The sequence below is a fragment of the Arthrobacter monumenti genome, from assembly GCF_054511255.1.
In genome coordinates, this window is record NZ_JBTNCY010000006.1 from 239,363 (window position 1) to 252,595 (window position 13,233).

Annotated in this window: 12 protein-coding genes; 4 read left to right on the top strand and 8 right to left on the bottom strand. The window is 61.7% G+C overall.

Annotated features, from left to right (window positions below):
• Positions 1–28: 28 nt before the first annotated feature.
• The 5 genes from ACX80B_RS10980 to dinB form a co-directional block, all read right to left on the bottom strand.
• A complete protein-coding gene (locus tag ACX80B_RS10980; RefSeq protein ID WP_459295981.1) occupies positions 29–832 on the bottom strand; it encodes a hypothetical protein in 804 nt (267 codons plus the stop codon).
• Entirely contained in the window at positions 829–1,803 is a 975-nt protein-coding gene (rsmH, locus tag ACX80B_RS10985) for a 16S rRNA (cytosine(1402)-N(4))-methyltransferase RsmH (protein WP_459295983.1), read from the bottom strand. The genes ACX80B_RS10980 and rsmH overlap by 4 nt, the downstream gene beginning before the upstream one ends.
• Before the next feature lie 177 nt (positions 1,804–1,980).
• Positions 1,981–2,412: a division/cell wall cluster transcriptional repressor MraZ gene (gene mraZ / locus ACX80B_RS10990; protein ID WP_459295985.1), complete on the bottom strand. Its 432-nt coding sequence runs from the start codon at positions 2,410–2,412 to the stop codon at positions 1,981–1,983.
• A 313-nt stretch (positions 2,413–2,725) separates the two neighbouring features.
• The gene (locus ACX80B_RS10995; RefSeq protein WP_459295987.1) at positions 2,726–3,094 is read right to left on the bottom strand and encodes a DUF3040 domain-containing protein; all 369 of its coding nucleotides are present in this window, start codon (positions 3,092–3,094) and stop codon (positions 2,726–2,728) included.
• 173 nt (positions 3,095–3,267) lie between these two features.
• Entirely contained in the window at positions 3,268–4,488 is a 1,221-nt protein-coding gene (gene dinB, locus ACX80B_RS11000; protein ID WP_459296134.1) for a DNA polymerase IV, read from the bottom strand.
• 95 nt (positions 4,489–4,583) lie between these two features.
• On the opposite strand from dinB, the gene ACX80B_RS11005 reads away from it, so the two are divergent.
• The gene (locus tag ACX80B_RS11005; protein WP_459295989.1) at positions 4,584–5,150 is read left to right on the top strand and encodes a hypothetical protein; all 567 of its coding nucleotides are present in this window, start codon (positions 4,584–4,586) and stop codon (positions 5,148–5,150) included.
• A gap of 8 nt (positions 5,151–5,158) precedes the next feature.
• Positions 5,159–6,265 (top strand): polyprenyl synthetase family protein, encoded by a 1,107-nt coding sequence (locus ACX80B_RS11010; RefSeq protein WP_459296136.1) that lies wholly within the window; start codon positions 5,159–5,161, stop codon positions 6,263–6,265.
• A 15-nt stretch (positions 6,266–6,280) separates the two neighbouring features.
• On the opposite strand, the gene ACX80B_RS11015 is transcribed toward ACX80B_RS11010, so the two are convergent.
• Positions 6,281–6,613, bottom strand: a complete 333-nt coding sequence (locus ACX80B_RS11015; protein WP_459296138.1) for an Rv2175c family DNA-binding protein — start codon at positions 6,611–6,613, stop codon at positions 6,281–6,283.
• Positions 6,614–6,861: 248 nt separating this feature from the next.
• Between ACX80B_RS11015 and ACX80B_RS11020 the strand changes: the two genes are divergently transcribed.
• Positions 6,862–8,490 carry a LysM peptidoglycan-binding domain-containing protein gene (locus tag ACX80B_RS11020; RefSeq protein ID WP_459295991.1) on the top strand — a complete coding sequence of 543 codons (1,629 nt, stop codon included), beginning with the start codon at positions 6,862–6,864 and terminating at the stop codon, positions 8,488–8,490.
• An 87-nt stretch (positions 8,491–8,577) separates the two neighbouring features.
• Positions 8,578–10,719: a Stk1 family PASTA domain-containing Ser/Thr kinase gene (locus ACX80B_RS11025; protein ID WP_459295993.1), complete on the top strand. Its 2,142-nt coding sequence runs from the start codon at positions 8,578–8,580 to the stop codon at positions 10,717–10,719.
• A 76-nt stretch (positions 10,720–10,795) separates the two neighbouring features.
• Here ACX80B_RS11025 and ACX80B_RS11030 read toward each other — a convergent pair whose 3' ends face one another.
• Both ACX80B_RS11030 and ACX80B_RS11035 read right to left on the bottom strand, forming a co-directional pair.
• Positions 10,796–12,172 carry a class II 3-deoxy-7-phosphoheptulonate synthase gene (locus ACX80B_RS11030; RefSeq protein ID WP_459296140.1) on the bottom strand — a complete coding sequence of 459 codons (1,377 nt, stop codon included), beginning with the start codon at positions 12,170–12,172 and terminating at the stop codon, positions 10,796–10,798.
• Positions 12,173–12,278: 106 nt separating this feature from the next.
• Positions 12,279–13,229, bottom strand: coding sequence for a lysophospholipid acyltransferase family protein (locus ACX80B_RS11035; RefSeq protein ID WP_459295995.1), 951 nt, complete (start codon positions 13,227–13,229; stop codon positions 12,279–12,281).
• Positions 13,230–13,233 lie beyond the last annotated feature (4 nt).

Sequence of the window (13,233 nt, forward strand, 5' to 3'; positions counted from 1 at the left end):
AGTGTCCCCGTCATTGGTTGTCGAGTACTTACTGCTGCGCCGATTGCTGCTGCGGCGCCGGGATGGTGCCTCCGTTTAGTTCCCTCGGCTCCGCTTGCGCCGGAGCCGGAACTACGTTGCCGGAGGAGGCTTGTTCGTCGCTGCCGGAGGAGGCTTGTGCCTCGCCTTCGGAAGAAGACTGCGCGTCGCCTCCGGACGAAGCCTGCGCCTCACCTTCGCTGGATGCACTTGCTTCCTGCCCGCCATCGCCGGAACCTTCCGTGCCTTGGTCCGAGGATGGGGCCGAAGATTCCTCCCGCGACGCTGCGGAGGATGCAGATGGTTCGGCCAGCCGGGGCTGGATCGCCACATCCGGTGCCGGGATGCGCGCTTCCGGACCTTCTGTGTCCTCTGCCGGCTTGGGATTGCCTGAAAGGCTCATGGTTTCCAAATCGATGGTTCCAAACGACGGTGAACTTACCATTCCCAATTCTGCAGCCGCGGAGGCCAAATTCTGGGGAGCCTGGTGGGTTTTGAGCCGCTGTGTCAGCATTTCGTTCTTCTGTGCCAGCGAAACCTGCTTGTTGTGCAGGTCCACGAGCTTGTACTGGCCCGACGATACGGAGACGTTCAGCACCAGCACGCCGACCAGGGCGGCGGCGAGCGTCAGGAAGCAAAAGACGACGAACGGCGTGCGCCGCCGACCGCTTCTTGCCGGCACCAGCGAGAGCGGTGTTCGCCTCTGCGGGCTGGGATGCTGCTGCGGCGCACCGCCGTCGGGCAGCACCCGGGCAGTATTGCCCGCTATTGCGCCGGTGGACGGCTGAACGTTGGCTGGGGCTGGTTGGCTCATGCCGCTCTCCTGTCTTTGATGCGCTCCACAGCACGTAATTTGGCCGATGCGGCCCGTGGATTTTCTTCGATTTCGACCTCGGTCGGGGCTTCCGTACCCCGGACCAGACGCTTAAGTTCCGGCTTGTGTTCTTCCAGTTCAACGGGAAAGCCCCGCGGAGCCGAGGACTGCGAGCGGCCGGCCAGGACCGATTTAACGATCTTGTCCTCAAGGGAGTGATACGAGAGGACAACCATCCGTCCGCCAAGGGCCAGCGCGTCAACGGCCGCCGGAACCGCACGCTCGAGGACGTCGAGTTCCTCATTGACCTCGATCCGCAGAGCCTGGAACGTCCGTTTTGCCGGATGTCCGCCGGTGCGGGCGGCGCCGGCGGGAACGACGCTGCGGATCACCTCGACGAGCCGCCCCGTCGTCGTAATCGGCTGCTCAGTCCTGGCCGCAGCAATTCCGGATGCAATCCTGCCCGCAAACTTTTCCTCGCCCCACCTGCGGATGATCGTCCGCAGCTCGGGTTCGGAATAGTTATTAACCACATCAGCCGCCGTCTGGCCGGTGCTGGTATCCATCCGCATATCCAGCGGTGCATCGTAGGAGTAGGCGAAGCCGCGGTCGCGTTCGTCCAGCTGAAGGGAGGAGACACCCAGGTCGAACAAGACTCCCTGAACCTCATCCACCCCCAGATCGTCCAGAACGTCGGGAATCTCGTCATAGACAGCGTGGACCAGATCAATCCGGTCCTGAAAGGGAGCCAGCCGGTCCGTAGCCAGGGCGAGGGCTTCCTCGTCGCGGTCAATACCGATCAGGTGCAACCCGGGGAACCTTTGGAGCATGGATTCGCTGTGCCCGCCCATTCCGAGCGTTGCGTCGATAACCACGGCACCGGAGGCTTGAATGGCGGGCTCCAGCAGGGAGACACAGCGCTCGCGCAACACCGGGACGTGACGCCCGGCGGTTGGCTGCTCTGCGTTCATGTCCTCGAACCGTTCCCTTCATCGTGCGGCTGGTTACTTAAACCAGATCCCCATCCGCACCTGACTTCCTGATCCGCCTGACACCGGGGAAGGTGAGTCAGGATGATCAGTCCGGTCGGGCCGGCTGGAGATCTCGTCCAAGCAAACTGAAGTTTTGCGGCGGTCGCCCCTAATCGTTCAGAGGACCCCCGGTAGTGCGTTCTCGTCGGTGTCGGAGAAGGCGGATTCCTTCTCGTCCAGGTACTCGCTCCAAGCCTGGGCATCCCAGATCTCGGCACGTGCACCAGCGCCTATGACGGCCAATTCACGGCCAAGCCCCGCATAGTCGCGAAGTGCCGGTGGAATAGTCACCCGGCCCTGCTTGTCGGGAACTTCGTCAGAGGCACCAGACAGGAAAACCCGAACGTAATCACGCATCTGACGTGAGGAGATCGGCGCCTCACGCAGCTGCTCATGAACCTTTTCGAATTCCCGCTGGCTGAAGACGTAGATGCAACGTTCCTGTCCCCGTGTGAGAACCAGACCGTTGGAAAGCTCCTCGCGGAACTTCGCCGGGAGGATGATCCGCCCCTTCTCGTCCAGCCGCGGCGAATGTGTTCCGAGAAACATCGCCACCGCCTTGCCGATCCGGGGAAAATTCCCTCCATGGCCACCATCGCCCTCTAATAGGCTCCACTTTACTCCACAATCCACCACCGTCAACGCCAAAGCGTCGAAAACAAGGGTGTGTCATCCCACGGATGCCTGTAGCGGTGGGATTTATTGCGTGGGGATGGAAGTGGAGGGCAAATCGCCCCGGTGCGGCCGGCACACAGAAATTTTCCAAGGGTTCCAGCGATATAGCTCATTAAATGACTCAGGATCCGCCGAAGCGGATCCTGAAATCGAACTTTTAGTCTGCTGTGGGGCTAAGTGGAGCGCCTTAGGGTTCTTCCCTGCGCCGATCCTCCCAGCGGTCCTCCAGATTGCTCATGAAGTTTCCCTGGGACTTGGACTTGCCTGCCTTCTTGTCCTTGCGGGCAGCCGCTTTCGCACCCTGGGTGGAGGCCCAGTAGACTCCTCCCCCCATGATGAGGAAGCCGCCTACGCCAACGAAGATGAGTTGCGCCGATACGCCGACCAAAAGGACCAATAAGCCCACCACAGCAGCGAGCGCACCAATAACGATGTGGCGCGTCGAGAGGGCGTGCATCCGGTCATTCCCCAGCGAGCTGGCGAATTTGGGGTCGTCGGCCTGCAACTGCCGTTCCAATTGCTCAAGCAGCTTTTGTTCGTGTTCCGAGAGTGGCATTGCTGCCTCCTTACGGTAAGTGCCGACGTCAACATGGCCGTGACGGGTGGCCGGTGAGGGTCACAGCCATCAGGCGGGCTGCCAAATGATTGATCTGCCTACCTCTAGGATAGATGGCATTCGTCCGTTGTGAAAGCTGTAATTTCCGCAGGTGCAGGCTGCGAAGCGGCTTCCTAGCGCGGTCTTCCCTCCCGTGGCAATAATCTGGCCGGTTGAACGTTGTCCTGCCCGTATTTTCGGTTGACCCGATCCAGGGCCGCCTCAGCTGCCCGCCAGTTATCATCGCGCCGGTCGATCGTGAGCTGGTCCATGGTTCCGGTGTCTTCCTCCAGCGACTCCGCGCGCAGGCCAATCAGCCGCACACTCATCGGAAGAGGCCCCAACGCGGTCAACAAGGAGGCTGCAGCGGCGTAGATCAGCTGAGCACTGTTCACCGGTTCGGGGAGGGTCTTCGAACGAGTCAAGGTACTGAAATCGGAAAAGCGGACCTTAATCGCGACCGTCCTGCACGAAATGCTTCCGGAGCGGAGCCGTGATGCCGTCCGGTGTGCGAGCCGAAGTAACTCAGTGCGCAGAACCTGACCAGAGTCAACGTCTGTGACGAATGTCTCCTCAGCGCCAATGCTTTTCTCCACCCGGACCGGGGTCACAGCCCTGTCGTCCTGACCCCACGCGAGTCTGTATACATGCTCCCCCGTTGCCCCAAGAGCCCGTTTAAGTGTGGAGGGCGGTGTCTGGGCGACGTCTTCGATGGTCGAAATTCCCAACCGGGCCAACGCCTGCTGGGTCTTGGCGCCAACGCCCCACAGTGCAGAGACCGGAAGCGAGTGGAGATAGGGAACGGTTTCGTCCTTGGGAATGACCAGCAGACCATCCGGTTTGGCACGGGTGGAAGCGATCTTTGCCACGAATTTGCTGCTGGCCACGCCTACCGACGCCGTAATCCCCAGTTCGGTTTCGACCCGGCGGCGGATCAGCTGACCTATTTCCTCCGGCAGTCCGAGCCGGCGGATGGCCCCTTTGACGTCGAGGAACGCTTCGTCCACGCTGAGCGGTTCCACCAAGTCGGTGATTTCGGCGAAAACCGCCATCACTCGCTGCGAGACGTTCCGGTACTTCTCCTGATGAGGTTCAATGATGACGGCATGCGGGCAGAGCCGCCGCGCCACGGCCATCGGCATAGCGGACCGGACACCATAGGCCCGGGCCTCATAGGAACCGGACAGCACAACGGAGCGGGTCGATTCCGAGCCCACGATGACTGGAACTCCCCGGAATTGTGGCGCATCCAACAGCTCAACGGAGACGAAAAACGCGTCCATATCGACATGGAGGATTGTGCAGTCCAGGTTCTGTGGAGCGGAACCGCGCGAACCGCCGTCTGACGGGAGCATCACAGTCACATCTTAAGCGCTGGCTCCGGCACTTTGGCGTCACTGGCTAAAATGGCCCCATGACCGCCACGGCAACGCGAGCACAAGGAGCACCAGTGTTTTCAGGCGACGCAAGCGGCAGGGCCAGAGCCGTTGGACTCGTTACCACTTTAACCGCCGCAATCCTGGTTTCCGGATGCGCCGGTCCTGCCGGCAACGACGCGTCCCCGCCGGAACCGGAAACGACGTCCAGCAGCGCAGCCCCTTCCATTACGGAACCCACACAGGTCTCTTCTCCCTCTTCGAGTCCTTCCGCCGCAGCCGCGGCCTCTGCGTCTGCAAATCCGCTGATGGAGGATTTCCCCACTGACCTGGTTCCTGTCTTTGACGGTTCCGAAGTGCTGGTCTCGGACGTTCAAACTGCGGGCGACGCCGTCGCCATTTCCCTGGTTGCGGCCACAGAAGCGCCGGCCGCGAAAGTCCTCGATTATTACGACGACGCACTTGCGGACCAAGGTTTCGAAGCCTTGGAAGGAAGCTCCATCGATGGAACGGCGTCTAAAACCTACGCCCGCAATGCGGGAACGGAGACCGTCAACATTTCAGCTGTCGAGACCGACGGCGGGACGACCTATACCATCGGGGCACATGTATCAGCTGAATCAGTAGAGTTGGGCACGTGACTTCACAGCTGAACGGCACCACTCCCCCCTCGGACAACGACGGCGGCTCCCAACAGTGGTTTATCTCCGCGGTCGGAACCCGCCTCACGGACTTCCTGGCGGAACGCCGTACGGAGCTGCTGGACATCTCCCCCGACGCAATTGAATTGCTCGATGCCATCGCCGATTTGTCGACCGGCGGCAAAAGAATGCGCGCGAGCCTGTGCTACTGGGGCTGGCGCGGCGCAGGCGGCGAAGCCACGGCCCCTGAGGTCACGTCGGCCGGTGCGGCGCTGGAACTGTTCCAGTCGGCCGCACTGATCCATGACGACATCATTGATAACTCGGATACCCGCAGGGGCAGGCCAAGTGTCCACCGGCGCTTCGGTTCGCTGCACCGCCAGCGTGGCTGGGCACTCGATCCCGAGCCATTTGGCCGGGCCGCGGCGATCCTGACGGGCGACTTATGCCTGTCGTTCAGTGAGGAACTATTCTCCTCAATCGGGGGCGCCGCCGGGCATAACAGTCCGGCCCGGAAGGTGTTTAACCGGATGCGTGCCGAAGTCATGGCAGGACAGTATCTCGACGTGCTGGAGGAAGTGGCGGGGCCGGGCAGGGACCGGAGCAGCGCCGTCGGGCGGGCACGCGCAATCATCCGCTACAAGTCCGCCAAGTACTCCACAGAGCATCCCTTGATGCTCGGTGGTGCATTGGCCGGTGCCGGCGACGACCTGCTGGGTCAATACTCCAGGTTCGCGCTCCCGCTCGGAGAGGCGTTTCAACTCCGCGACGACGTACTCGGTGTGTTCGGTGACCCCTCAGCTACTGGAAAACCGGCCGGTGACGACCTCCGGGAGGGCAAACGGACCGTCCTGACCGGTCACGTGCTCAGCCTTGCGTCCGAAAGCGATGCAGCTGTACTCGAGCAGAACCTTGGCGACCCGGACCTGGGTGAGGCAGATGTGGCCCGCCTGCGGCAGATCATCGACGGCTGCGGTGCACTTGCGGCAACGGAGGATCTCATCCGGGAGTTATCGGACCAGGCCTTTACCGCGTTGGCGCAACTCTCCGTGGACGCCCCTACACGGCAGGCGTTGACCGTTCTTGCCCAGGCTGCCGTCCACCGGGCATCGTAGCTTCCGCGTCAGCCCTTACCAGGCCAGTGCCTGCGCCCTGCGCCGGATCTCGGTCTTGCGTCCCTCACGCAGTGCATCAATGGGACGGCCAGGCAACGAGTCGTCAGGGGTAAAGAGCCATCTGAGCATCTCCTCATCCTCATACCCGGCATCCCCCAATACGATGATGGTTCCTTTGAGGCTTTCCAGCACATGCCCGTCGATAAGGAACTCGGCTGGAATGCTCCGGATATTCCGCTCGCCGATACGCGCACCTATCAGGGCGCGCTCGTCCAACAGGCTGTGCACCTTGTTTATTGGCAAATCCAGCTGCTCGCTCGCATCGGGAAGCGTCAGCCAATTGGTTATCAGGTTTTGAAGTTCGTTCACGCGTTAAGACTGCCACGCCGCGGGTCATGCTTCATAGCCAGCCGGAAAGACTCGCCGTAAGTCATATTGTTGCCAGTGGAAATTACACCCTTGTGCTATGGCAAATATGGTGTAGATTCTCAATAGTCACATCCGAAACATATGCACCAATTGCAACATTCACCGCATCCATCATGAGGGCAATGCCTGACGGTGCCGCAAACACAGACCAGACGAGGAACCCATAGATGAGTCCCCAGCGCCAGTCGACGCCCATTTCACGTTCAGCGAGTGCCCCAAGTGGTGCGCGGCGGAGCACGAAACTCAGCGCCGCAGTCTCGACTGCTGCCATTCCAGCGGTTGTACTTTCTTCCCTTGCCCTCGCGCAACCGGCCCAGGCAGCTCCAACCTTGAGCGCGCCGCGGGTACTGCCCCAGGCGTTGACGCAGTCTGTTGCCGCCGCCGGACCTGTTAGCAGTGTGGTGCCTGCTTCCATGGTGGCCGCCAACCTGCCATCGGTTTTGGCCCCGACGCAGCGGAAGGCCCCTAAGAGCCATACAGTCCAGGCGGGCGACACAGTCGGTAGTATCGCGCGGCAGTATGGGCTCGGGACCCATGCCCTATTGCAGCTCAACAATCTGCGCGCCAGCACTGTTATTTATCCGGGAGATAATATCCGGCTCGGCGGAAAGGCCAAGGCCCGCCAGGGACAGAATGCAGGTACATCGCAGAGCCAGAGGGTTGCCAGCTCCAACTCAAACGGCTCCAGCGCCTCAACCTACACGGTCAAATCCGGAGACACGATCGGCGCGATAGCCCGCCGGCACGGAATCAGCACCCAAAGTGTTCTCGCTGCGAACGGACTCAACATGCGGTCGGTCATCTATCCTGGACAGAAAATCAAACTGTCCGGCAGTTCCGCACCTGCTCCGCAGCAGCAGAGACAGGAACCCAGGAACGTCAAGAAGCAGAAACCGGCGAACTCATCCGCAAGTTCCTACACGGTCCGGTCGGGCGATACCATCAGTGCCATAGCCCGCCGGCACGGAGTCAGCACCCAGCATATCCTCGAGCTGAACGGGCTCAACATCCGGTCTGTCATCTATCCCGGACAGAACATCAAAGTCTCGGGCAGCCGGGTGGCCCCTCAGTCGAACGAGCCCAACGTCATCCAGAAACCGAAAGCCCCGGCGAAGCAAAAGAAATCCTCGGGCAGCTACACGGTGAAATCCGGAGACACGTTGGGGGCCATTGCCTCCCGGCACGGCGTCTCGCTCAGCGCCCTCCTGCAGGCGAACAACATGAGGTTGAACAGCGTCATTTACCCGGGCAACAAGCTGTCCATTCCCGGTGGCTCATCACCTGCCGGAGACAGCCCCGCTCCCGACAATCTGGTACCCAATACCTTCCTGCATTACACCTACCCCAAGCACGTGGTCGCCAAGGCAAACGTCAACATGGCTGCCCTGCTGAAAGCCCCTGCCCCGTCGTCGGCTCAGGTCCAGGAGATCATCGTCCAGACGGCCCGGCAGATGGGTGTTCCGCCGTCGCTCGCCTTGGCCCATGCCTACCAGGAATCCGGTTTCAATCACCGCTCGGTCTCACCGGCGAACGCCATCGGAACCATGCAGGTGATTCCGTCCTCGGGAGAGTGGGCCTCGCAGCTGGTCGGCCGGCAACTGAACCTGCTGGATCCGCATGACAACATCACCGCCGGCGTCGCCATTATTGCTGCGCTGCTGCGGACGAGTGATTCAACGGACAAAGCGATCGGTTCCTACTACCAGGGGCAATGGTCGGTCAATAAGCACGGCTTCTATGACGATACGAAGAAGTACGTGAAGTCCGTCAAGGCGCACCAGAAGCGGTTCCGGTAAACCGGACTGGCAAAAGCCAAGTCGTTGATTGGGCCCGGATCGCATGTTGATTCGGGCCCTTTCCATCGGAACATCTAGGATCGAAGGGTGCAGGAACGGGTAACTGACTCTTTGGTGGGCGCTGTGGTGGACCAGCGCTACTTTGTGCAGTCCCGATTGGCGCGGGGAGGCATGTCCACCGTCTATCTGGCCACAGATCAGCGGCTGGAACGGGACGTCGCACTGAAGGTCATGCACGCCCACTTGGCCGAAGACGCAAGCTTCCTGCACCGGTTCAGCCAGGAAGCCAAAGCCGCGGCCCGGTTATCGCATCCCCACGTCGTAGGTGTCCTTGACCAGGGCCGGGACGACCAACTGGTGTATTTGGTGATGGAATACGTCCCCGGCCACACACTCCGCGCCGTCATAGACGACAAGGCCCCATTGACCCCGCGGCTGGCCCTTGCTTTGCTGGACCCGGTGATTGAGGGTCTCGCGGCCGCGCATGAAGCCGGACTCGTCCACCGGGACGTCAAGCCCGAGAACGTACTCATCGCCGAAGACAGCCGCATCAAGATCGGCGACTTCGGCCTCGCCCGGGCAGTATCGACAAGCACAAATACGGGAACGCTCATCGGGACGGTCGCCTATATCGCCCCGGAGCTCGTGACCGGCGGCGCTGCCGATCCCCGCAGCGACATCTATTCCGTAGGCATCATGCTCTACGAAATGCTGACCGGACATCATCCGTATACCGGCGAGATTCCGATCCAAGTCGCCTTCCAACACGTCAATTCCGAGGTGCCGGCCCCTTCGCAGGAACTGCCCGGACTGGCAGAGGACCTGGACGAACTGGTCCAGTGGTGCACCGCTGCTGATCCTGACGAGCGGCCGATCGACGGAAACGCGCTCCTTGGTGAGCTGCGGCATATCCGGACCACTTTGTCTGATGCCGAACTCGACTTCCATGCTGAGCGGCCGGCGGCGGCTGCTGAGTCCCCTGCGTCCGGGAACGACGACGGCAGGACGACGGTCATTCCACGGCAGGGACCAGGGGCGGACACCGCGACAACGGTCATGCCGGGCGCCCTCCGTCCGGGTGCGCATTCCGGCGGGCAACAGGTTGATCCCAGTCATACCCAAGTCATTAATCCGAAGCTGCACCCGACGACAGTGATCTCCCGGCAGGGATCACCCACCGGGGACGCTGCCCCCCGGCAGCAACAGGACTATGACCCGGACGCCGCCTCTCCGATCTCCGCCAGGGCGGAAGGCCGCCAGGACAAGCGCAGGCAGAAGACCCTCGACAAACAGCGGGCCAAGGCCGCCCAGCGGCCGGAGCAGAGCCTGCGCCGCGGCAATCCCCGCCGGCGCGCCCTGCTGTGGATTATTGTGCTGGTGGTTATCTCACTGCTGGCCAGTGCCGCAGCCTGGTTCCTGGCCGTCGGCCCGGGCGCGCTGACAACGGTTCCCCGGGTTACCGAGAAGACCGTCGCCGAGGCCCAGCAGTTGCTAACCCAGCGCGGGTTGGAGTCGACCGTCACAGACATACATCATGAGCGGATTTCCGCCGGTTTGGTCGTCCGCGCACAACCGGAGGCCAGCATGGAAATCCGGAAGTTCGAGGACGTTACCCTGTTCGTCTCGATGGGTCCGGAACTCTTCGCCATTCCCGATGTCACCGGACAGAGTCTGGAAGCAGCCACGAAAACGCTCCAGGATGCCCGCATGTCGGCCGGAAATGTCACTGAAGAGTTCAATGAAGAGGAACCCGCCGGTACCGTGCTCACGCAAAGCATTACCGCAGGTGAAGAGCGTCGGCGGAACACGTCTGTCGAATTGACTGTGTCCAAGGGCCCGCAACCCATCGATGTTCCCTCCGTGGTGGGCGAGCCGCAGGATGCGGCGACGAGCACGCTCGGGGCGGCCGGTCTTGACCCGGTCATCGCCGACGAAACCGTTTTCCACCCCAGCATTCCGGCGGGATCAGTCGTTTCCCAGGAGCCCGCGGCGGGACAGCTCTTCCGCGGCGACCCGGTGACCCTGACGATGTCCAAAGGGCCCGAAATGGTCGAGGTGCCAAACTTCATTGGCGACCAGGTCGAGGATGCCGTACAGGAGCTTGAAGGGCTTGGCTTCGAGGTGGAAGTCAACAACATCCTGGGCGGCTTCTTCGGAACCGTGCGGGACCAGGACCCAGTGGACCAATCCGTCCCCAAAGGTTCAGTTGTTACCCTGACCGTGGTCTAGACCCGGACAACCTCGTGGCCGTGCCGGAATCACGTCGCGAAGGCGTGGAACCGGATAGGCGCGGCCGCCGGCGGCCCTAGCTCTTGCTGAGGGCACCGGCGACCAGGAAGGCCATCTCCAATGACTGCATGTGATTCAACCGTGGATCGCAAACCGATTCGTAGCGGGACACGAAGGCATCTTGATCGATAGGATCCGCTCCCCCGAGGCACTCCGCCACGTCGTCGCCGGTCATCTCAATATGCAGCCCGCCGGGAAAGGTTCCAAGCGCGTTATGCACTTCGAAGAACCCGCGGACCTCGTCGACAACGTCGTCGAAATTGCGGGTCTTGTACCCATTGGGAGAGGTGACGGTATTACCATGCATCGGGTCGCACACCCACAGCACCTGGGCACCGGAGTCAGTAACCTTCTGCACCAGCTGCGGGAGCTTCTCCCGGATCGCGCCTGCACCCATACGGGTGATGAAGGTCAGCCGGCCGGGTTCGCGGTTCGGGTCCAGCTTCTCGATCAACCGCAGTGCATCGTCCCCGGTGGTTTTCGGTCCGAGCTTGACGCCAATCGGATTACGTACCTTGGACAGGAAGTCGACGTGGGCGCCTTCGAGATCGCGGGTCCGTTCGCCGATCCAGAGGAAATGCCCGGAGGTGTCGTACGGAGTTCCGGTGCGGGAATCGATGCGTGTCAACGCCCGCTCATAGTCGAGGAGCAACGCCTCGTGGCTGGCAAAGAATTCGACCCGCTTGAGCGCCTCGAAATCCGAGCCGCAGGCCTCCATGAACTTCATCGCCCGGTCTATTTCCCGAGCCAGCGATTCGTACCGCGAGTGGGCCGGGTTGGCCATGAAGCCCTTGTTCCAATGGTGTACCAGGCGCAGATCAGCGAAACCGCCCTGCGTGAAGGCGCGGATGAGATTCAGCGTCGATGCGGACGTGTGGTACGCCCTGACCAACCGTGATGCGTCATGCCCGCGGGATTCATCGGTGAATTCGAAACCGTTGACCATGTCGCCCCGGTAGGCGGGCAGCGTTACGCCGTCGCGGGTTTCTTCATTGGACGAACGCGGTTTGGCGAACTGCCCGGCCATCCTGCCCATCTTGATAACCGGCAGCGAGGCTCCGTAGGTCAACACCACGGCCATCTGCAGTATGGTCCGGACACGGGCGCTGATCCGGTCGGCGGTTGCCGCCTCGAAGGTTTCGGCGCAGTCGCCGCCCTGCAACAGGAAAGCCTTTCCCTGAGCGGCTGCGGCGAGGCGTTCACGGAGGACATCGACTTCACCGGCAAAAACCAGTGGAGGCAAAGTCGACAATTCCGAAATGGAAGATTGATAGACCGCATCGTCACGCCATTGCGGCTGCTGGGATATCGGCAGTCCACGCCAGGCGTCGAGCTCAGGATAGTCCGCAGTCGTGGGCACGGCGGCAGGACTGGTCGGCAGGGATGAGCTTATGCGGGTTGTTTCAGTCACCTATCCAGCCTAATGGTTTCCGACCTCGATGCGCGCCTTGGTGGCGTAATGCCGCCGCGGAGACGTCACAATTGTTGAGCAGCAGGCTTCAACCAGCCGCGGACTGGTTGCCCTGGTCTTCGTCGAGTCCCGGCGTTGACTCTGGCTGGCGGTCATTGGCTGGACCCGCGCCAGCCGGCGGCACATCCGCTCGTTGCAGCGGGATGTCGCCGCCCCGTGGTTTATCCTCGGATCCGGCCGCCGGCTCCGCCTCTGCTGCCCCGCCGATGCTGGTGACCGTTCCGGGTTTCTTCGTCCCGGGAGGAGCCGCCCTTACAGCTGCCGCCTTCCGGGCGTCTTCCTGCTTCTTGACGCTCTTGCGTGTGGCCAGACGTTCCTTCACCGTACTGGCGTAGGCATCCACATACTCCTGGCCGGACAGGCGCATCAGTTCATACATGATCTCGTCAGCGACCGACCGCTGGACGAACCTGTCATTTTCCAGGCCTTTGTAGCGGCTGAAATCAATAGGTTCGCCGATGATGATACCCAGACGCCGGATATTCGGGATTTTCCGTCCGATCGGCTGGACCTTGTCGGTGCCGATCATCGCGACAGGTATGACCGGAACGCCCGTCGCCAGTGCCAGCTTTGCAATTCCGGTTTTGCCCCGGTAAAGCCGGCCGTCGGGACTGCGCGTACCTTCGGGATAAATTCCCAGCAGGCCGCCCTTCTGCAACACGTCGATACCGGCGTCCAGCGATGTCGCCGACGCGGCGCCGCCGGAGCGGTCCATAGGCAGTTGGTTGGTCAGCCTGAAGAAGGCAGCCGTCAGCTTTCCCTTGATCCCCTTGCCGGTGAAATATTCGGACTTTGCCAGGAACACCACCGGGCGGGACACGGATACCGGCAGGAAGACCGAGTCCGAAAAGGACAAATGATTACTTGCCAGAATGGCCGGCCCGTCTTCCGGGATGTTCTCCATCCCCTTGACCCAAGGCCGGAACAGCATTTTGAGCAAGGGACCGATAAAGATCCGCTTCATCACCCAATAGAACACGCTG